The organism is Sinorhizobium terangae (assembly GCF_029714365.1).
In the GTDB taxonomy this organism is placed as follows: Bacteria; Pseudomonadota; Alphaproteobacteria; order Rhizobiales; family Rhizobiaceae; genus Sinorhizobium; species Sinorhizobium terangae.
Window position 1 is genome coordinate 352,376 of the sequence record NZ_CP121659.1, and the last position, 20,519, is coordinate 372,894.

Consider the following 20,519-nt stretch of genomic DNA (forward strand, 5'->3'; position numbering starts at 1 on the left):
GCAGAGGAGTGGGAGGAGAGCATGCAAGCAGATCGACCTTTGTGGGTTCCTGGTTCCGAGATTCTCGAGCGAAGCCCGATGGCGCAATTCATGGCGTGGTGCGGGCAACGTTTCGACCGGGATTTTGCCGACTACGACGCTTTCCATGATTGGTCCGTGGCCGAGCGGGGCGATTTCTGGACCGCGGTCTGGGAGTATTGCGGTGTCGTCGGCGACCGTGGGGAGCGGGCGCTCATCAATGGAGAGCGGATGCTTGACGCCCGCTTCTTTCCTGATGCAACGCTGAATTTCGCCGAGAACCTGCTGCGCAAGAGCGGCGGCGACGACGCGCTGGTCTTTCGCGGTGAGGACAAGGCCGGCTACCGGCTTTCCTGGGACGATTTGCGCGCCCTCGTGTCGCGCCTGCAGCAGGCAATGAGGGCCAAGAGTATCGGCAAGGGTGACCGCGTCGCCGCGATGATGCCGAACATGCCCGAGACGGTAGCGCTGATGCTGGCGACCGCTTCGATCGGGGCCATCTGGTCGTCCTGCTCGCCCGATTTCGGCGAGCAGGGTGTTCTCGACCGCTTCGGCCAGATCGGCCCGAAGCTGTTTATCGTCTGCGACGGCTATTGGTACAACGGCAAGCGGCAGGACGTCGCCGGCAAGGTGCGCACGGTCGCCGCCACGCTGGCTGTGCCGACCGTCATTATTCCTTATGCGGGCGACAGCGGTTCGCTGGCAGCGGCGGTCGACGGCGGCGTCACCCTGGCCGATTTCATTGCCCCCTTCGAGGTGAGACCGCTGGTGTTCGAGCGGCTGCCGTTCAGCCATCCGCTCTACATTCTGTTTTCCTCCGGTACCACCGGCGTGCCGAAATGCATCGTGCATTCGGCAGGCGGGACCTTGCTGCAGCATCTGAAGGAACACCGTTTCCACTGCGGCCTGAAGGAAGGCGAGAAGCTCTTTTACTTCACCACCTGCGGCTGGATGATGTGGAACTGGCTGGCATCGGGTCTTGCCGCAGGTGCCACGCTTTGCCTTTTCGATGGCTCGCCCTTCTATCCGGACGGTAATGTCCTCTTCGACTATGCGGCAGAGGAACGGTTCGCGATTTTCGGCACGTCGGCAAAATATATCGACGCCGTGCGCAAGGGTGGCTTCACGCCGATCAGCACGCATGACCTCTCCACGCTCCGTCTGTTGACGTCGACCGGTTCGCCGCTTTCTCCGGAAGGTTTTTCGTTCGTCTACGAGGGCATCAAATCGGACGTGCAACTCGCCTCGATCTCCGGCGGCACCGACATCGTGTCCTGCTTCGTGCTCGGCAATCCGCTGAAGCCGGTCTGGCGCGGCGAAATCCAGGGGCCCGGCCTCGGGCTTGCCATGGACGTCTGGAACGACGAGGGCCAATCCGTGCACGGTGAGAAAGGCGAGCTCGTTTGCACCAAGGCCTTTCCGTCGATGCCGATCATGTTCTGGAACGATCCCGAGGGTGCCAAATACCGCGCGGCTTATTTCGAGCGTTTCGACAACGTTTGGTGCCATGGCGATTTTGCCGAATGGACGCCGCATGGCGGCATCATCATTCACGGCCGTTCCGACGCGACGCTCAATCCAGGTGGAGTGCGGATCGGCACGGCGGAGATCTATAATCAGGTCGAGCAGATGGAAGAGGTTGCCGAGGCGCTGTGCATCGGCCAGGATTGGGAGGATGACGTCCGGGTAATCCTCTTCGTCCGGCTGGCGCCGGGTGTCGAATTGACCGACGACCTGACGAAAGCCATCAAGAACCGCATCCGCACCGGCGCTTCGCCGCGTCACGTGCCGGCGAAGGTCATTGCCGTTGCCGATATTCCGCGAACCAAATCGGGCAAGATCGTCGAGCTTGCGGTTCGCGACGTCGTGCATGGCCGGCCGGTCAAGAACAAGGAGGCGCTAGCGAACCCGGAAGCGCTCGACCTATTTGCCGGTCTCGATGCATTGAAAAGCTGACTATTCGGGCGGGACGGCTTCCTCGCCATCCCGCCGCCCTCCTTGCTGTTCCAATCCGCCGTCGCGTTAACCAGTTCGGGCGCCGTGAATTAACCAAATCGTCGGAGTTGCGCGCGACTGCGTAAGATTGTTGGATCAAAAAGCAAGATCTTGTTTACATTTGAGGGTGCATGGTCGAGCCAACTTGAGGCCGACCAGTCAAGGGCCGGTGCCGCAGCAGCGATGTTGCCGCAGACATGATGTCACCTTTTCTCGAGCATTTGTTGGTTAGCATTGACTTCAGAGGCGGCTTTCGGCTGCCTCTTTTTTTGTGTTTACTTTTGCTGTGTTTGTGGGCCGCCTTGTTTGGTGAACGTCAGGGACGGCGTTCCAGCGATCTCGACACCAGGATCACCGGAACCATGCCGGCAATGACGATGATCATCGCCGCGACGGAGGCGTCTTCGACCTTGGCGCGCGAGGCGTCCTCGTAGACGAGCGTAGCGAGCGTGTTGAAGTTGAAGGGTCTCAGCATGATGGTTGCCGAGAGTTCCTTCATCGTCTCGATGAAAACGAGCAGTGCCGCCGTCAGCACGGCCGGTCGCATCATCGGCAGCAGGACCGTGCGCAGCGTCTGGCCGCTCGTGCGTCCGAGCGCGCGCGCCGCCATGTCGAGATGCGGCGACAGCTTCTGGAAACCGGCTTCGAGCGTGCCTTCCGCCATCGTCAGGAAGCGGACCGTGCAGGCATAAACGATGGCAAAGCCCGTGCCGCTCATCAGGAGGCCGGTCGAAATTCCGAGCGTATCTCTCATCTGCGCATCGACGGCGTTGTCGAGCGCTGCCAGCGGAAAGAGCACGCCGATCGCAAGGACGGTACCGGGCACGCCATAGCCGAAGGAGGCCAATCGGCCCGCCGCTTCCGTGGTCCGCGAACGTCCGGTGCGCGCCGCATAGGCAAGCACAAATCCCAGGAGCACCGCGACGAGCGCTGTCAGGCCGGAAACCAGGATGCTGTGCAAAAGCGCATTCAGGAGGCGCGGCGCCAGAAATTGATCCAGGCGTTTCAGCGCGTAATTACCGAGAATGAAGAATGGAACGCCGAACCCGGAGAGCACCGGCAGCAGGCAGGCGATCGTTGCCGCCCATTTTTTCCAGCCCGACAGAGTAAGTCTGGCAAGATCGTGGACGGCTGCCGTCGTCTTCTGGCTGGAGAAACGCTGCCTGCGGCGGGCGGCGCGCTCGACCATCATCAGGGCGACGACGAAGAGCAGCATGATACAGGCAATCTGGGCGGCGCCGGCCAGGCTGCCGCGGTTGAGCCAAGTGTCAAAAATCGAGAAGGTCAGAGTCTGGACGCCCAGGAACTCGACCGCACCGATGTCGTTCAGCGTTTCCATGGCGACAAGCGTCAGGCCGATCATGATCGCAGGCCGCGCCATCGGGATCTGGATCCGGAAAAACACCTTGAGGGGGCCGGCGCCGAGCGTGCGCGCCACATCCGCGGCCGCGCGGCCCTGCATCAGGAACATCGAGCGGCAGGCGAGATAGATATAAGGATAAAGCACCGAGCTCAGCACAAGCACCGCGCCGCCGAGCGAGCGTACGTCCGGGAACCAGTAGTCCCGGCTCGTCTGGAATCCGAAGATGAGCCGGATCAGCCCCTGGACCGGCCCGGTAAAGGTGAGGAGTTCGCCGAAGGCATAGGCCGCGAGGTAGGCGGGTATCGCAAGCGGCAGCACGAGTGCGGCAGAAAGAAAACGACGCAACGGAAATTCGCAACTCGCCACCAGCCATGCGGTCAGGATCCCGACAAAAGCTGTTACCGCACCCGTGAGCGCGACGAGCAGCAGCGTTCGTCCCGTAGCGCGCGGGATGACGTTCTCAATGAGATGCGGCCAATCGGCGCTGCCGCCGGAAACGGCAAGCCAGCCGATGGCGAGCATCGGCATAAGCACGATAGCCGAGGCGAGCACAGCCCAGATCGCGAGCAACGGATGAGCAAGGCCCGTCCCGGAACGGACATAGCGTCTTCTGAGGCTTTTGGATGTGGACTGCAAGCGATCGGTTCCGAGGCGAAGCGGCAAGTAACGACTGGCCGGAACCAACAAACTGGTTCCCGCGGGTCAACATTTCCTTACAGCATTCGTCCTCAGTTCGCCAAGACGCGTTGCGACGGGAAGGAGATTTCGACGAGCGTGCCTTCGTTCGGCGTGGAGGTGATCGAGAACTGCGCGCGGTTCGCCTCGGTCATGGCCTTGGTCAGCGGCAGGCCGAGGCCGGTACCGTCGCCTCGCTTGCGCCCGCCGGTCGTGACCTGGCGGAAGGGCTTCATCGCCTGATCGAGCTCGCCGCGTGTCATGCCGATCCCGGTGTCGCGGATCCGCAGGATGACGCCTCCGTTTGCCTCGTAGGACGTCGACACGACGATCTGGCCGCCGGATGGAGTGAAGCGGATGGCGTTCGCGAGAATATTGAGCGCGATCTGCTTGATGGACCGGCCGTCCGCGACGACCGCCGGAACGGATGCCGAGAGCGAGGTGCGGATGATCACGCGCTGGCTGTTGGCCTGCGGCTGCACCAGCGACACCGCCTCGGAAACCGCGTCGTTGATATCGACGGCACTGAAATCGAGGTCCATCTCGCCGGCTTCGATCTTCGAGATGTCGAGCAGATCGTTGACGATGTCGAGCACGTGCCTGCCCGAGCGGCCGATATCCCCGGCATATTCGATATAACGGGGGTGCCCGACCGGACCGAAATGCTCGCTCGCCATCATGTCGGAAAAGCCGATGATGGCGTTCAGCGGCGTGCGGATCTCGTGGCTCACCCTCGCCAGGAACTCCGTCTTGTGGGCGTTGGCGGTTTCCGCGGCGCGCTTGGCATTCCGCAGTTCCTCCTCCGTCCTCTTCCACTGGGTGATGTCGCGGATGACGGCACAGTAGCCGTTGGATGAGGAAAGCCGCCCGATGGTCATGAACAGCGGGATGAAGCCTCCGTTCGCCTCTCGGCCGATCACTTCGCGGCCGTCGTTCAGCACGCTCGCGACGCCATGGCCGGAAAGACCCTGCAGATAGTCGAGCACCGCCCTCTGGCTCTCATGCGCAAAGAGTGCCGCGAAGGGCTTCCCGCGGATCTCGTCCTCGTCGTAGTTGAAGAGCGCGCTTGCCGAGCCGTTCATCGTCCGCACGTCGCCTTCTTGTCCAAGGATGACGACCCCGTCGGTCGCAGTCTCCAGAATGGAGCGAAGTTCTGCGATCTCCATCCGCAGGCGGCTTGCCTCGCCCGCCGTTCCATCGCCGTCACGTGCCGCTTGCGCGCCGTCGTTGCCGCCTACCGGGGCGAGCGCGAGCATGAGCGCGCTTTTTCCCTCCCATCGGATCGAGTGAAGATGCGCGTTTACCGATGCAAGCTGGCCGTTCTGGCGGATCAGCGTCATCGTTCCGTCCGGCCGCTCGTCGACGGTGTCATCGGCATGGGCGAAGAGCGCGTCAAGGCCGCCTTCCCGCGAGAAACTCTCGAGATCGCGATACCCCGTCAGTCGCAGGAATTCCGGATTGGCATGCAGCAGCTCGTCGCCGTAATGGACGAGAAGACCGACAGGCAGGCGGTCGAGGATCTCGCTGCTCATGCCGATGGCCGGGCGCGAGGCAGGCAGCGCTTCATCGTCGCCTGAAGGCGCCGCTTTACCCTGCTCGACGGTTGCCGTCGCTTCGTCGGCCTCTTCGGCATCGGATACCCTCGGGGGTGTCTCCGTGGTCGGTGTGGATGCGGAGGCCGGTTCCTCGATGTCTTCGTCTTCCGCGCGTGTTCCGAAATGTTCGCCGAGTTGTCTCGCAATTTCGCGAAAGGCGGCCTGTTCGCCCCGCGTCAGCGTCCCGGCCGTCCCCGGCCTGCGCTGATCGAGTTCCACAATTTTGCCGGAGGATGGGCGCTCGGCGGTCTCGGCGACGCGCAGTGCCGGACGCTCGCCGTGGAAGACATCCTCTGGCTCGGCCGGCTCCTCTGGCGCCGCGTCAAAGTCCACCCATTCCCTGTCGCGATCGGGCGACTGTTCTGCGGCCGCGACGTCGGAACCAGGTTCTGCTCCGGTCTCCGTCCGCTCTCCGTGAGTGGTGGTCTCGTTCTCGCCCTCGGAGGGGATGGCAGTCGGCCGAGATTCGGCGGTGCGGCCGAGCTGCATTCCGCTGGCCTTCTCGTCGATGACCGCGTCTGCGACCCGAACGATCCCGAAGCCGCGAAAGCCATCGAATTCTCGAGACCGCGAATAGGTGGGAAGCGCGGCGAGATCGACGGGCACCTTCAGGCTCGTCCCCTCGACCGGCCAAAGAATCGTCTTGCCCGACCAGGTGTCGCGCCGACGCAGGAGCTCGCTGATCCGATTGTCGGGGTCGAGACCGTAGCGCTGGGCTAGATCGGCAAATGTCTCGCCGATCACATCGGCAGCCTTGGGACCGACGGCCGCGGCAAACTCCTCCGAAATCTCGCTGAAACGCCCCTCCGCGTCTATTTTCCACACGAAGCGGACGGCACGGCCGCCGGGCATAAAGGCAAAGCCGCGGTCACCGGTCTCACCAGCATCGCTTTGGTTTGCGGCTGTCACAGCTGGCTCGGCTGCTAGGGCAGGCTCATCGGGATTGGTGGCCGCCGCGGGCGTCGATGTCATTTCGTCGGGCTCAAGCGCCAGTTCACCTTGATCATCCGGCGCGCCCGCACCGTCGGTAGCATCCAGCTCTCTATCCGCTGACGCGGTGTCCGGCAGTTCTGAATGAGGGAGTTCTTCCAGCGCGGGCAGGTGGTCGTCGGCAGGTTGGTCGACGTTTTCTGTCGGCGTCGGCAGATCGACGTCTGCCCCTTCCGGTGCAGCTTCGGAATCGACATCCTCAAAGAGGGCTTCCACGGCGAACAGAAGGTGCAGGGCCGGGTGGTCGGATATTTTGCCGATGGCGGCGGGGAGTTCGCCTTTCTGCGTCGCGACCGGGCGCTTGATCAGCCGATCTCTATCGCGCGCGACATCCGAGACGAGAGTGCGGCGAACGTCCTCTGACAGACCCAGTTCATCGAAGCCGGAAGACTGCGCAAGAATCACGCCGTCGCCGTCGAGCACGGCCATATGCGTGTCCGGTCCGTCGAGCCCTGCGATCATCCGGGCGGCCCGCTCCTCGGTCGTCAAAGCCTTCCCGTTATGAGGCGTGGTGAACAGCACCGCGTCCTCGCCCGGGCGGATGCGGATCAGTTCCACGGACGCATTCAAGGGTAAGCGCCGGAAGCCGGAGGCTATACGAACCAGCAATTGCCGGCGGTCGCCGACGGCCGAGAGCTGCGTTGCTGCCGCACGCAACTGGCGAAGCGAGAGATCGTTTGGATCGAGCGCGGCATCGATGAAATCGTAGACGGATGCGATGCCAAACAGGCTCGCGCCCTGGTCGTTGGCCCACAATACGCGCCCGAGATCCCTGGAAAACAGGACAGACGCGTCCCCCTTGGCAAAATGATCGCGCACCCGTGCATGCACGGCAATGTCGATGAAGGGATACTGTCTCTCGGGCATGGGCAGGCCTATTGACGGATCGCTTGCGCGTTAACAGTCTATTAATACCCGGCCGATCTGCGGGGGTCCAGCAAGGGCACGGCATCGGCAACGCCTTTTGCGGCGCAAGGTTAATAGCTCTGGATTTGTGCATTGCACAATTTATATTGCAATGCACAACGAAATCGCTTATATGATGGGCAGCAACCAACCGGCGCCTCTGAAGAGGGCCACACCAAGGAGCGCATATCATGGCTACCAAGAAGACCGACGACGCATTTTCCCTTTCTTCCTTCGATCCGTCCAAGTTTGCCGACAGCTTCCGCGAGTTCGCCGAAAAGGGCGCCGCGCAGTCGAAGGACGCTTATGCCAAGATGAAGACCGCTGCCGAAGAAGCGACCAAGACCGTGGAAGCGACGCTTGAAAGCGCTCAGACCGGCACCGTCGAACTCGGTCTCAAGGCCATCGATGCGCTCCGCACAAATGCCGAAAATTCCCTTTCGCACATGGAAGCTCTGCTCGGCGTGAAGTCGCTTTCGGAGCTGGTCGAGCTCCAGACGACCTTCATCCGCAAGCAGGCCGAGCTTGCCGTCGAGCAGGCGAAGACCATGCAGGAAGCGACGAAGAAGGTCGCCGAAAACGTTGCCAAGCCTGGCAAGGACGCTGCCGAAAAGGCAATGTCGAACTTCAAGAAGGCCTGATCCGGCCGCGCCGTATCCATCGGAATCGATGCAGAGACCGGGTGGCTTGCCATCCGGTCTTTTTGCTGAATAATCTGAAGTTAAGGCTTGCAAATCAGCGGCAGTGCCCGTATGTGAGCCGCCAAGCGACACATGTCGCTTGCCCGAGTGCGGTTGTAGCTCAGTTGGTTAGAGCGCAGGTTTGTGGCACCTGAGGTCGGTGGTTCGAGACCACCCAACCGTACCATTTCTCCTTCCTTGCATTTCGAAGATTATGCGCCCGCCCCGGCCACGCTGCCGGCGAACTTCAATACGGCACCTGGCGTAGAGATCAGATGAAAATCTGATGCTCCGCCGCCACCAGTTCCTGCAGAAACGAGACGACGGTGCGCACGCGCACGAGATCGCGTGCGCTTTCGTGATAGGTCGTCCAATAGGCGCGCCGGATGGTTGTTTCCGGCAGGATGCGTTTGAGCTCGGGGACCTGGCGGGCAATGTAGTTGTGCAGAATGCCGATCCCGGCACTGGAGCGGACCGCTTCCGTCTGTCCCGTGGCGCTCGAAATCTCGAAGGAAGCGTCCCAACTGCGCATGATCTCGGCGGAGAAATTGAGTGAGGGCGTGAAGATCAGGTCCTCGACATAGCCGATCCGGCGATGGTCCTTGAGATCGTCGATCGTTCGAGGTGTACCATAGAGGGCAAGATAATCTGCCGATGCGTAAAGCCCCAGTGTATAATCGGTCAGCTTGGATGAAACGAGACGTCCCTGTTCCGGGCGCTCGATGGTGATCGCGATATCGGCCTCGCGCTGCGACAGCGAGAAGGAGCGCGGAACGGGAACGAGCTGCAGCTTGAGTTCCGGATAGCGCGCCGTAAGCCGCCCGAGGCGTGGCGCCAGGAAGGAGACGCCGAAACCGTCCGGTGCGCCGATGCGCACGGTGCCGGCAATCGCCGTGTCGATCCGGCCGATCTGCGATTGAGCCGCGAGCATTTCGGTTTCCATGCGTTCGGCGGCGGCAAGGAAGACTTCCCCCTCGGCCGTCAGTTCGCAGCCGTTCGGACGCCGGACGAGAAGCCTCGTCTTCAGTGTTTCCTCAAGCGCCGTCACCCGGCGGCTGAGGGTGGCGTGATTGATGCCGAGCCGCTTCGAGGCAGCGAGAATTTGGCCCGTTCGCGCCACCGCGAGAAACACTCTGACATCGTCCCAATCCACGCTGCAGCTCCATGGGCTTTAATTTTTGCACAACGGTTCCTGAATATCGGAAATTGAATTGTTCAAATCGTAGTGCGATCATGGGACCACAATCAAGATCAGGAGGAGCACTCAATGTACGAAATCGGACATTTCATTAACGGCGAGCGTGTTGCCGGCAAAAGCGGTCGCGTAAGCAACATCTTCAACCCCGCGACCGGTGAGGTTCAGGGGACCGTGGCGCTTGCAAGCGACGCGGAGCTTGCCGCGGCGGTCGAAAGCGCGAAGGCCGCGCAGCCGAAGTGGGCTGCCACCAATCCGCAGCGCCGCGCTCGCGTTTTCATGAAGTTCGTCCAGCTCCTCAACGAAAACATGAACGAGCTGGCCGAGACGCTCTCGCGCGAGCATGGCAAGACGATCGAAGATGCCAAGGGCGACATCGTTCGCGGTCTTGAGGTTTGCGAATTCGTCATCGGCGTTCCGCATCTCCAGAAGAGCGAGTTCACCGAGGGCGCCGGCCCGGGCATCGACATGTATTCGATCCGCCAGGCTGTCGGCATCGGTGCCGGCATTACCCCGTTCAACTTCCCGGCGATGATCCCGATGTGGATGTTCGCCCCGGCGATCGCCTGCGGCAACGCCTTCATCCTGAAGCCGTCGGAGCGTGACCCGTCCGTGCCGATCCGCCTTGCCGAACTGATGATCGAGGCTGGTCTGCCTGCCGGTGTGCTCAACGTGGTCAATGGCGACAAGGGCGCGGTCGACGCGATCCTGACGCATCCGGATATTTCCGCCGTTTCCTTCGTCGGCTCGACCCCGATTGCCCGTTATGTCTACGGCACCGCGGCGATGAACGGCAAGCGCGCCCAGTGCTTCGGCGGCGCCAAGAACCACATGGTCATCATGCCGGACGCCGATCTCGACCAGGCTGCCAATGCGCTGATCGGCGCCGGTTACGGCTCCGCCGGCGAGCGCTGCATGGCGATCTCGGTCGCCGTCCCGGTGGGCGAAGAAACCGCAAACCGGCTGATCGACAAGCTGGTGCCGATGGTCGAGAGCCTGCGCATCGGCCCCTATACCGACGAGAAGGCCGATATGGGGCCGGTCGTCACCAAGGAGGCCGAACAGCGTATCAGGAGCCTGATCGACAGCGGCATCGAGCAGGGCGCGAAGCTCGTCGTCGACGGCCGCGACTTCAAGCTGCAGGGCTATGAGAACGGCCATTTCATCGGCGGCTGCCTGTTCGACCACGTGACCCCGGACATGGACATCTACAAGACGGAGATCTTCGGACCGGTTCTCTCGGTCGTGCGTGCAAAGAACTACGAGGAAGCGCTGTCGCTGCCGATGAAGCACGAGTACGGCAACGGTGTCGCTATCTACACTCGAGACGGCGATGCAGCGCGCGACTTCGCCTCTCGTATCAACATCGGCATGGTCGGCGTCAACGTGCCGATCCCGGTTCCGCTCGCCTACCACTCCTTCGGTGGCTGGAAGTCCTCTTCCTTCGGCGATCTCAACCAGCACGGAACGGACTCGTTCAAGTTCTGGACCAAGACGAAAACCATCACGTCCCGTTGGCCGTCCGGTATCAAGGATGGCGCCGAGTTCTCCATCCCGACGATGAGGTGAGGAACACAAAGATCGCCCAATCTCGGGTCCTCCCATCTGGGCCTCCTTCGGGAGGCCCTTTTTTGTTGCATCGGGTGTGGCGGTACAACTAACGTCGCTGCATCGATCGGAGATTCGCGATATCGGGGGATAGCGGCGGTTTCCGCATGGATGCATTTCGAGTGCGCCGGGCGGACATCTCTTCGCCTGGCGTTTGGAACTCAGCGCGAGGGGGAAATCATGGCATTGAGCGAGCCGGCAGCGATGCCGGCATATCTTGATCGTCGCAACAATTTCGGCCGCTCGCCGGCAGGCGGCTTCCAGCGCTTGTCCTTTGCCGGCAGCGCCACTGAATATTTCGGGATCTGGATCGTCAATATCCTGCTGACGATTGTCACGTTCGGCATTTATTCGGCATGGGCGAAGGTTCGCCGCAACCGCTACTTCTACGGCAACACCGTGCTGCTTGGCCGTGGCTTCGAGTATCACGCCAAGGGTGGCCAGATCCTCATCGGCCGGCTGATCGTGTTCGCCTATCTGATCTTCTACAACGTCGTGCTCACCGTCATGCCGCTCGCCGGCTTGGTAATCGGCCTGTTGTTCTTCTTCTTCGTGCCGTGGCTCCTTACCCGTGGCTTGCGTTTCAGCGCCCGGGTCACAAGCTACCGCAACGTGCGCTTCGACTTTGTCGGGCGGACCGGTGGCGCGTTCTTGGCGTTCATCGTCGGTCCGGTGCTTGCAGCGCTGACGCTCGGCATCCTTGCGCCACTGGCCAGTCGCTGGTCGTACCGCTACATCGGCAACAACCTCCGCTACGGGCGCAAGCCCTTCGCAACCGATCCATCCCTTGGCGCGATCTACAAGACCTGGCTGCCGTCAGCGGCGATGATCCTTCTTGGATTGCTGATCATCGGAGTTATCATCGCGATCAATATTACCGCAATGGCGCCATTGATGGACGACCCCGACGCAATTTCGGACGAGCTTCAAGCCTCGATCGGGGTGCTGACGGTGTTCATCTATGTTCTGATCTTCGCCGTCTTCGGGACAGCATCCCTGTTTTACCGTGCGGGGGTGCGGAACGTCGCCTGGTCCGCCACGACCTTCGACGGCAAGCATCGCTTGTTGAGTGATCTCTCCCGGTTTCGCTACACATGGATTGCCGTGTCGAACTTCGTCGTCACACTGGTCACCCTCGGCCTGATGCGGCCATGGGCGGCGGTTCGCATGGCCACTTACGTCAACGAGCACACGGCTGTCCGTTTCGAGGGCGAAGTCGGAGAGATCTTCTCGGCGATCGAGCAGGAGGGGTCTGCTGTCGGGGCGGAGTTCATGGATATTGAAGGTTTCGACTTTGGCTTCTGACAATCCGATCATTGCGCTTGGGGAGTGGCATCCGGCCGGTTCGAGCCGCTCGGTGCCCTCGCGCCTCGCCGAGGCCGGAGAGCGCCTGACGGTACACGACGATGCAGGCGCTGAACTCAGCAACGGCAAGCTGTCGGCTGTCGAGATTTCGCCGCGAGTCGGCGCTGTCCCACGTCGGATCACTTTCCCCGATGGATCGCTTTTCGAGACAAGCGACAACGCCGCGATCGATCGGTTCCTCACGCGAAAAGGCCGGGGCAGGGAAGGGATCATCCACCGGATGGAGCGATTTCATCCGCGCCTTATCGCCTTTGTCGCCGCTGCCATCCTTTTGGGCACTCTGATCTATCGCCTGGCCTTGCCCGCCCTCGTCGAAGTCGCCGTTGCCGTGACCCCGCCCGTCGTGCCGCGGATCATGTCGTCGAGCACGCTCGAGGCCCTGGACCGGACAGTGCTCGGCGACTCCGAGCTCGACGAGGCGCGGCGCGGCAGGGTTCTCGAGGGCTTCCGGGCCATCGCGGCGTTCTCAGGCCGAGGGAAGGAGGACTTTACGCTCAACTTCCGCAAGGGTGGCGCGATCGGTCCCAACGCCTTTGCCCTGCCGGACGGCACCCTGATCCTAACCGATGAGCTGGTCGAACTGGCCGGCAACGATACGGAGATGATCGTCGGCGTGCTCGCCCATGAAATAGGGCATGTCGAACTTAAGCACAGTCTCCGGCAGATCTATCGCGCCGCCGGCGTTGCCGCGCTCATCATGCTGATCGCCGGTGACATCGGCTCCGGCGCTGAGGACGTGCTTGTCCAGGGCGGCGGTCTCCTGTCGCTTTCCTACTCACGCTCGGCAGAGGCGGCGGCTGACCGGCATTCGGTCGAGCTGATGTCGAAAGCCGGCCGAGATCCGACCGCGATCGCGCGCTTCTTCCAACTTATCGAGATGAAGCTCGAGGATCACTCCGAGACAAGCCTATTTTCAACGCATCCCGGTACGCCCGAGCGGCGTAAGGCGATCCTGGATCTGGCAGCCGAACTGCGGGCGCAGCCGTGATCGTCGCGCAAATGAAAACAGCGGGCGTTCGGGCCCGCTGCTTCTATCGTCCATAATTACTCCGCCTAATCCTGCGGGCCGTCGTTGAAACCGACCTTGTCGACCAGTTCCGAAGCCTTCTTGCGGTTGGCCGCGATATCGGCAAGCGGCAGCGTATCCGGCTTGATCGTGCCGAAGGACTTGACGATTTCGGAAGGCTCGGCGCCCGGAAGTACCGGGTATTCGAAAACCTGCTCGGCATAGATCTTCTGCGCTTCGCCTTCGGACAGGAACTCCATCAGCTTGATGGCGTTGTCCTTGTTCGGCGCGTTCTTGGCGAGCGCCATGCCGGAGATGTTGACATGGGTGCCGCGGTCCTTGCTGTTCGGGAAGAGGACCTTGATGGCCGCCGCCCATTCCTTCTGCTCCGGCTCCCTTTCATTGGTCATCATGAGGCCGACGTAATAGGTGTTGCCAAGGGCGAGGTCGCATTCACCGGCAAGAATGGCCTTCGCCTGGTCGCGGTCGCCGCCGTCGGGCTTCTTGGCGAGGTTGTTTCTGAGACCCGTCAGCCACTTCTCCGTTTCGGCTTCGCCATGATGGGCAACCATCGAGGCGAAGAGACCGATATTGTAGGAGTGCTGGCCGTCGCGCGTGCAGATCTTGCCCTTCCACTTCGGGTCAGCGAGCTTTTCATAGGTGATGTCGTTCTCGGCCACGCGCTCCTTCGAGGCGTAGACGACACGGCCGCGCGTGGTCAGGCCGAACCAGTTGCCGTCAGGATCGCGGAAATGCGCCGGGATATCCTTGTTGATCGTCTCGTTGGCGACCGGCTGCGTGACGCCGGCGTCCTTCGCCTCCGTGAGGCGGCTGATATCGACGGTCAGGATGACGTCGGCAGGGGAGTTTGCGCCTTCCGCCTGGATACGCTCGACGAGACCCTTGTCAAGGAAGAGCACATTGGTGGTGATGCCGGTCTTCTTGGTAAAGGCGTCCAGCAGCGGCTGAATCAGATCCGGCTGGCGATAGGAATAGATGTTGACCTCGCCGTCCGCCCAGACCGGTGCCGTCGAAGCAAACAGCGTCGCGGTGATCGACAGCGCCCCGATCATCGTCGTTGACATGCGCATGGTGCCCTCCATTTTCGCTTTGCTTGTAACTTAACAAAATCAGTCATCTTTTGACGCCGCGCGCACGGACAGTCAACTGCGAAATAGGTGGCCATCCATCAGAAGTGATTTTTGCTGTTTTTTGGAATTGTTCCAAACTGCGATCCGTCCTATATGATGAAAACATGAATTTCTCGATTCCGGAGTGAATTATGCGTCTGACGAAGCAAACGAACTACGCGGTTCGCATGCTGATGTACTGTGCAGCGAACGGCGAGAAGCTCAGCCGCATCCCTGAGATCGCCAAGGCCTACGGCGTCTCCGAGTTGTTTCTTTTCAAGATATTGCAGCCGCTGACCAAAGCGGGCCTGGTGGAAACCGTCCGCGGCCGCAATGGCGGTGTACGATTGCCGAAGCCGGCGTCGGAGATCAGCCTCTTCGACGTCGTGAAGGTCACCGAAGACAGTTTTGCCATGGCGGAATGCTTTGAGGCTGGTGAGATCGACTGTCCGCTGGTGGATAGCTGCGGCCTCAACGCGGCCTTGCGGAAGGCGTTGAATGCCTTCTTCGAAGTGCTTCAGGGTTATTCGATCGACGATCTGGTCAAGGCCCGGCCGCAGATCAACTTCCTTCTCGGCCTTGACGGAACGGCACAGGTGCGCACCTCGGCGGCTTGATTGTCCGCCCCTCGTGGCGGCCGTACTGTTTCGGCCGCCGTTACTCCTCCGGCAAATATTCCCTCAGGATGAATTCGATCGCCGTCGGGTCGATTTCCGATTTGTCGATGCGAAAATCGGCGCCGTATGCTTCCAGGTTCTGGAAATAGGGGTCGCCCGGCGAGGACGATATGACGCCGATCGGGCCAATGAAGCCCTGATGCCTCAGTGCGGGAACGGTCTCGCGAAAATCGCCGAGAGGATGTACGAGATTGTCCAGCAGGACCATCGAGACCGGTTTGCCGGAAAGAAGAAAGGCGATCGCGCTGTCCATCGTCCGGCAGTAGTGCAATTCTATGTCGATGCTGTCCACTTTCCTGATCAGCCCGCTGAGGATCAGGTTTTCCGCCGGGTTGTCGTCAACGAGCAAGATGTGGGCTTTCCGTGTCATGACCGTTCACATCCCTGATTGATCGGCGGCCCATGCGGGAAGCATGCCGCTCGCGTGGCTTTGCCGGCCGCTCCGGCAACTTCACTCGATAATCTGTTCTCGTATCGCTTTCGCGACCATTTGCGTCCGGTTGACCACATCGAGCTTCTTGAGGATCGTTGCGGTATGGGAATTCACGGTGTGTTCCGAGACTGAGACGATCAGGGCGATCTCACTGGCTGTCTTTCCGTGCGAAATCCACTTGAGTATTTCGGTTTCCCTCGGCGTCAGCCCCATGCCAGCCTTGTTGGCGAGCATTGCCCGATAGAAATAATCGAAGGCCGATGCCGCGCTGTAGCACAGCTCGTAGTGCTCGCCCTGTTCGATGTCCTCGCCATCGCCGAGAAAGAGCACGGCATAGCGCGCTCCCGTCGTTGCCGCGTTGACTGGCACGCAAAGCAAGAGCTCGAAGCCGAGTTGGGAAACGAGGCTCTGACCTCTCAGCGCCGGATCATTCGCGCGCCATACCGACGAGATGTTCGAGGCATGCAATGCCTTGTAGACGATGGAGTCGCCGAAACGGTGACGCTTGTCGTATTCCTCGGTGAGGCCGGAGGGGAGGTCGTGGAGGACCAGACGACTGGAAAGCATGCAGGCGTCATTCTCGTTGCCGAGTTGCAGGATGCCGAAATGCCCGAAGCCGAAACGCAGCGCCAATGTGTGAAAGATGCGGAAGAAATCCACGCGGTTGAGCGCCTTCTCCAGCTCCTCGTGAAGGTCGTAGCGCCTGTGATTTTCCTGCAAGACTGCCACGCCGCGGCTATCTCCCTATATCCGCGCGGCAGTTTGCCGGCCAACCTGACATGGACACGAGCTCCACGTCGCCGGCCAGATCCTTCACATGGATATCACCCACGCCGAATGTTCCCCCCGAAATCCGTATGCATTCTATTGCACGACAGACGTTGTGTTTCTACTGCACTATTTGGGGGATTTCACGGGATGGCCAAGCGACCCAACTCGCACGATTTGACTCGCCCATGATGCGTCTTTCTGGCGCGTCAGGCGCGAAAGCGCTGTCAATTTCGTTGTCCAGGCGGTAAACGCGCCCTTGAAGACGGACATCCGCCGAAACGGATGTACCGGGTTCCTGTTGGAAATCGTGGATACTCGCGCAAGCTCTACTTAAGGAAGAATTTTTCGCATAGACAAATTTCTGCAGTGACTTATTGCATTGCGACGCCAAATGTCGTTCCATCCGCCCTTGACCGGGTGTAAACGTCATTCCGCGTCAGGAAAAATGCGAGAACAAAAAACAAATCTGGGAAGCAAGCTCATGAAAAAGCTAACTACTCTCTTTGCAGCGACGGCGCTTGCCACGCTGATGGCCGGCTCTGCCTGGTCGAAGACGTTCGTCTACTGCTCTGAAGGTTCGCCGGAGGGCTTTGATCCGGGCCTCTACACGGCCGGTACGACCTTCGACGCTTCCGCGCACACCGTTTACAACCGCCTGCTCGAATTCAAGAAGGGCACGACCGAGACCGAGCCGGGGCTTGCTGAAAGCTGGACGATCTCTGACGATGGCCTCGAATACACCTTCAAGCTCCGTCCGGGTGTCAAATTCCAGACGACCGAGTTCTTCACCCCGACCCGTGAGCTGAACGCCGACGACGTGATCTTCTCGCTCGAGCGGCAGTGGAAGCCCGACCATCCGTGGCATGGTTACGTGACGGGTGGTTCCTGGGAATACTTCGCCGGCATGGGTTTGCCGGATGTGCTCGAGTCGATCGAGAAGGTCGACGACATGACGGTGAAGATCAAGCTGAAGCGCAAGGAAGCACCGTTCCTCGCCAACCTTGCCATGCCCTTCGCATCGATCATGTCGAAAGAATATGCCGATAAGCTGCAGGCAGACGGCAAGATGAACCAGCTCAACCAGATGCCGCTCGGCACCGGTCCGTTCGCCTTTGTCGGCTACCAGCAGGACGCGGTCATTCGTTACAAGGCCAACCCGGACTATTGGGGTGGAAAACAGAAAATCGACGATCTGGTCTTCTCGATCACCACTGACGCCGCCGTCCGTTACCAGAAGCTGCAAGCCGGCGAATGCCACCTGATGCCCTATCCGAATGCGGCCGACGTCGAAGCCATGAAGGCGGATCCGAACCTCAAGGTGATGGAGCAGGCCGGTCTCAATGTTGCCTATCTGGCCTACAATACGACGCAGCCCCCCTTCGACAAGCTCGAAGTTCGCAAGGCGCTGAACAAGGCGATCAACAAGCAGGCAATCGTCGATGCCGTCTTCCAGGGCCAGGCTACCACGGCGTCGAACCCGATTCCGCCGACGATGTGGTCCTATGACGACACCATCGCGGACGATACCTACGAGCCGGAAGTCGCCAAGAAGATGCTCGAGGATGCCGGCGTCAAGGATCTCTCGATGAAGATCTGGGCGATGCCGGTTGCGCGGCCGTACATGCTGAACGCACGTCGCACTGCCGAACTGATGCAGGCCGACTTCGCCAAGATCGGCGTCAAGGTCGAGATCGTCTCCTATGAGTGGGCCGAGTATCTCGAAAAGTCGAAGGCGAAGGATCGCGACGGTGCCGTGATCCTCGGATGGACGGGTGACAACGGTGATCCGGACAACTTCCTCGACACGCTGCTTGGTTGCGATGCTGTCGGCGGCAACAACCGCGCCCAGTGGTGCAACAAGGAGTTCGACGATCTGGTGACCAAGGCCAAGGAGGCGACTGACGTTGCGGAGCGCACAAAGCTCTACCAGCAGGCTCAGGCCGTCTTCAAGAGGGAAGCGCCGTGGGCAACGCTCGACCACTCGCTCTCCATCGTCCCGATGCGCAAGAACGTCGAAGGCTTCGTGCAGAGCCCGCTCGGCGACTTTGCTTTCGACGGCGTTGACATTGTAGAGTAATCTTACCGACTGACCCGAAGGGGGCGTTTGCCGTTGGGCGAGCGCCCCTCTTCCTTTTTGCCAGTGCTGCCGCTCACCAATTCGCGGCGCCGACGGCATGAGGTTTGACTATGTTTCGATTTCTTCTGGGGCGCTTGGCGGTGCTGATCCCGACTTTCATCGGGGTTTCGATCATCGCCTTTTCCTTCATCCGCCTGCTTCCTGGTGACCCTGTCGCGCTGCTTTCCGGCGAACGGGTGATGTCGCCGGAGCGCCACGCGGAAATTTCACACCAGTTGGGCTTCGATCGCCCGATTGTCGTGCAGTACCTCGATTATCTCTGGGGCGTTCTTCACGGTGATTTCGGGCTGTCGATCGTCACCAAGAGGCCCGTGATCGATCAATTCCTGGAGCTCTTCCCGGCGACGGTCGAACTCTCGCTTTGCGCGATCATCTTCGCCGTCGTTGTCGGCATCCCCGCGGGTGTCGTTGCGGCAATCAAGCGCGGCTCCATCTTCGACCAGATCATCATGGGCACAGCGCTCGTCGGCTTCTCGATGCCGATTTTCTGGTGGGGCCTGCTTTTGATCATCGTCGTCTCCGGCATGTTGCAGTGGACGCCGGTGTCCGGACGTATCTCGCTGATGTTCTTCTTTCCGTCCGTCACCGGCTTCATGCTGGTCGATTCGCTGTTGTCGGGGCAGGAGGGGGCGTTCCAGTCCGCGTTCAGTCATCTCATTCTGCCGACGATCGTGCTCGGCACCATTCCGCTTGCCGTCATCGCGCGGCAGACCCGCTCGGCGATGCTCGAGGTGCTGTCGGAGGATTATGTGCGCACGGCCCGTGCAAAGGGGCTTCCGACGTTCCGCGTTGTCGGTATCCACGCCTTGCGCAACGCGATGATTCCGGTCGTGACCACCATCGGTCTCCAGATCGGTGTCATGCTGGCGGGCGCCATTCTGACAGAGACAATCTTCTCCTGGCCGGGCATCGGCAAATGGATGGTCGATTCGGTTTTCCGCCGGGACTACGCCGTTATTCAGGGCGGACTCCTCATCATCGCCGGCGTCATCATGCTGGTGAACCTCGCCGTAGACTTGCTCTACGGATTGATCAACCCCCGTATCCGGCATTGAGGAGGGCGATATGACCGAAGTTACCGCAACAAGCCCCATATCGACCGATCCGTCCCGCCGGGCGAGGCTCGCCGAATTCTGGTACTATTTTTCGGAGAACCGTGGCGCCGTCATCGGTTTGGTCTTCTTCCTGTTCCTGGTACTGCTTGCCGTATGCGCTCCGCTTATTGCGCCGCATGACCCGACCATTCAGTACCGCGAAGCCGTCCTGCTTCCGCCGTTCTGGGAGGAGGGCGGTCGCGCGGCATTCCTTCTCGGAACCGATGCCGTCGGCCGCGACATGCTCTCCCGCCTGATCTACGGTACGCGGTTTTCGCTGTTCGTCGGCGTCATCGTGACCACATTGTCGCTGATCGGCGGCATCCTCATCGGCGTCATTGCCGGCTATTTCCGGGGATGGGTCGATACTGTCATCATGCGGATCATGGACATTATCCTGGCGTTTCCGTCGCTGCTGTTGGCGCTGGTTCTGGTCGCCGTGCTCGGTCCCGGTCTTACCAATGCGATGATCGCGATCGCGCTGGTGTTCCAGCCGCATTTCGTGCGGCTGACCAGGGCAGCGGTGATGACGGAGAAGACCCGGGACTATGTCGTGGCGGCCAAGGTCGCTGGCGCGGGCCACCTGAGGCTGATGTTCAAGACCATCCTGCCGAACTGCATGGCGCCCCTTATCGTTCAGGCGACGCTCTCCTTTTCGAGTGCGATCCTCGATGCGGCGGCGCTCGGCTTTCTCGGCATGGGTGCGCAGCCGCCAACGCCGGAATGGGGAACGATGCTTGCTGAAGCGCGCGAATTCATTCTGCGTGCCTGGTGGGTCGTGACGCTTCCCGGCCTTGCGATTCTCGCGACCGTTCTCGCAATCAATCTCATGGGCGATGGCCTGCGTGATGCTCTCGACCCCAAGCTGAAGAGGTCCTGAC

15 protein-coding genes and 1 tRNA gene are annotated in these 20,519 nt (G+C 60.9%); 10 read left to right on the plus strand and 6 right to left on the minus strand.

Annotated features, from left to right (window positions below):
* Positions 1-21: 21 nt before the first annotated feature.
* Positions 22-1,974, plus strand: a complete 1,953-nt coding sequence (locus QA637_RS01645) for an acetoacetate--CoA ligase (protein ID WP_153438341.1) — start codon at positions 22-24, stop codon at positions 1,972-1,974.
* A 355-nt stretch (positions 1,975-2,329) separates the two neighbouring features.
* Here the strand turns inward: QA637_RS01645 and QA637_RS01650 are convergent, their stop codons facing one another.
* Both QA637_RS01650 and QA637_RS01655 read right to left on the minus strand, forming a co-directional pair.
* The gene (locus QA637_RS01650) at positions 2,330-4,012 is read right to left on the minus strand and encodes an ABC transporter permease (protein WP_153438339.1); all 1,683 of its coding nucleotides are present in this window, start codon (positions 4,010-4,012) and stop codon (positions 2,330-2,332) included.
* Positions 4,013-4,104: 92 nt separating this feature from the next.
* Complete coding sequence (locus QA637_RS01655) at positions 4,105-7,503, minus strand: ATP-binding protein (protein ID WP_153438337.1); 3,399 nt, start codon at positions 7,501-7,503, stop codon at positions 4,105-4,107.
* 230 nt (positions 7,504-7,733) lie between these two features.
* On the opposite strand from QA637_RS01655, the gene QA637_RS01660 reads away from it, so the two are divergent.
* Together QA637_RS01660 and QA637_RS01665 are read left to right on the plus strand one after the other, a co-directional pair.
* Entirely contained in the window at positions 7,734-8,183 is a 450-nt protein-coding gene (locus QA637_RS01660) for a phasin (protein ID WP_153438335.1), read from the plus strand.
* A 149-nt stretch (positions 8,184-8,332) separates the two neighbouring features.
* A tRNA-His gene (locus tag QA637_RS01665) sits at positions 8,333-8,409 on the plus strand.
* 84 nt (positions 8,410-8,493) lie between these two features.
* On the opposite strand, the gene QA637_RS01670 is transcribed toward QA637_RS01665, so the two are convergent.
* Complete coding sequence (locus QA637_RS01670) at positions 8,494-9,375, minus strand: LysR family transcriptional regulator (RefSeq protein ID WP_184108437.1); 882 nt, start codon at positions 9,373-9,375, stop codon at positions 8,494-8,496.
* A gap of 114 nt (positions 9,376-9,489) precedes the next feature.
* On the opposite strand from QA637_RS01670, the gene QA637_RS01675 reads away from it, so the two are divergent.
* The 3 genes from QA637_RS01675 (at position 9,490) to QA637_RS01685 (ending at position 13,378) form a co-directional block, all read left to right on the plus strand.
* Positions 9,490-10,986, plus strand: coding sequence for a CoA-acylating methylmalonate-semialdehyde dehydrogenase (locus QA637_RS01675; RefSeq protein WP_153438333.1), 1,497 nt, complete (start codon positions 9,490-9,492; stop codon positions 10,984-10,986).
* A 243-nt stretch (positions 10,987-11,229) separates the two neighbouring features.
* Complete coding sequence (locus QA637_RS01680; RefSeq protein ID WP_380785569.1) at positions 11,230-12,330, plus strand: YjgN family protein; 1,101 nt, start codon at positions 11,230-11,232, stop codon at positions 12,328-12,330.
* Entirely contained in the window at positions 12,320-13,378 is a 1,059-nt protein-coding gene (locus tag QA637_RS01685) for a M48 family metallopeptidase (protein ID WP_283063066.1), read from the plus strand. The genes QA637_RS01680 and QA637_RS01685 overlap by 11 nt, the downstream gene beginning before the upstream one ends.
* A 65-nt stretch (positions 13,379-13,443) precedes the next feature.
* On the opposite strand, the gene QA637_RS01690 is transcribed toward QA637_RS01685, so the two are convergent.
* Complete coding sequence (locus QA637_RS01690; RefSeq protein WP_428843138.1) at positions 13,444-14,469, minus strand: Fe(3+) ABC transporter substrate-binding protein; 1,026 nt, start codon at positions 14,467-14,469, stop codon at positions 13,444-13,446.
* A gap of 209 nt (positions 14,470-14,678) precedes the next feature.
* Here QA637_RS01690 and rirA point away from each other — a divergent pair, with 209 nt between their 5' ends.
* Positions 14,679-15,143 carry an iron-responsive transcriptional regulator RirA gene (gene rirA, locus QA637_RS01695; RefSeq protein WP_153438325.1) on the plus strand — a complete coding sequence of 155 codons (465 nt, stop codon included), beginning with the start codon at positions 14,679-14,681 and terminating at the stop codon, positions 15,141-15,143.
* A gap of 40 nt (positions 15,144-15,183) precedes the next feature.
* On the opposite strand, the gene QA637_RS01700 is transcribed toward rirA, so the two are convergent.
* Both QA637_RS01700 and QA637_RS01705 read right to left on the minus strand, forming a co-directional pair.
* Complete coding sequence (locus QA637_RS01700) at positions 15,184-15,573, minus strand: response regulator (protein ID WP_283063071.1); 390 nt, start codon at positions 15,571-15,573, stop codon at positions 15,184-15,186.
* 81 nt (positions 15,574-15,654) lie between these two features.
* Positions 15,655-16,365, minus strand: a complete 711-nt coding sequence (locus QA637_RS01705) for a helix-turn-helix transcriptional regulator (protein ID WP_153438321.1) — start codon at positions 16,363-16,365, stop codon at positions 15,655-15,657.
* Positions 16,366-16,888: 523 nt separating this feature from the next.
* Here QA637_RS01705 and QA637_RS01710 point away from each other — a divergent pair.
* From QA637_RS01710 to QA637_RS01720, 3 genes are all read left to right on the plus strand, one after another.
* On the plus strand, positions 16,889-18,484 hold the full coding sequence (locus tag QA637_RS01710; protein ID WP_153438319.1) for an ABC transporter substrate-binding protein: 1,596 nt from the start codon (positions 16,889-16,891) through the stop codon (positions 18,482-18,484).
* Between the two features lie 110 nt (positions 18,485-18,594).
* Entirely contained in the window at positions 18,595-19,599 is a 1,005-nt protein-coding gene (locus QA637_RS01715; protein ID WP_153438317.1) for an ABC transporter permease subunit, read from the plus strand.
* Positions 19,600-19,609: 10 nt separating this feature from the next.
* The gene (locus QA637_RS01720; protein ID WP_153438315.1) at positions 19,610-20,518 is read left to right on the plus strand and encodes an ABC transporter permease subunit; all 909 of its coding nucleotides are present in this window, start codon (positions 19,610-19,612) and stop codon (positions 20,516-20,518) included.
* Position 20,519 lies beyond the last annotated feature (1 nt).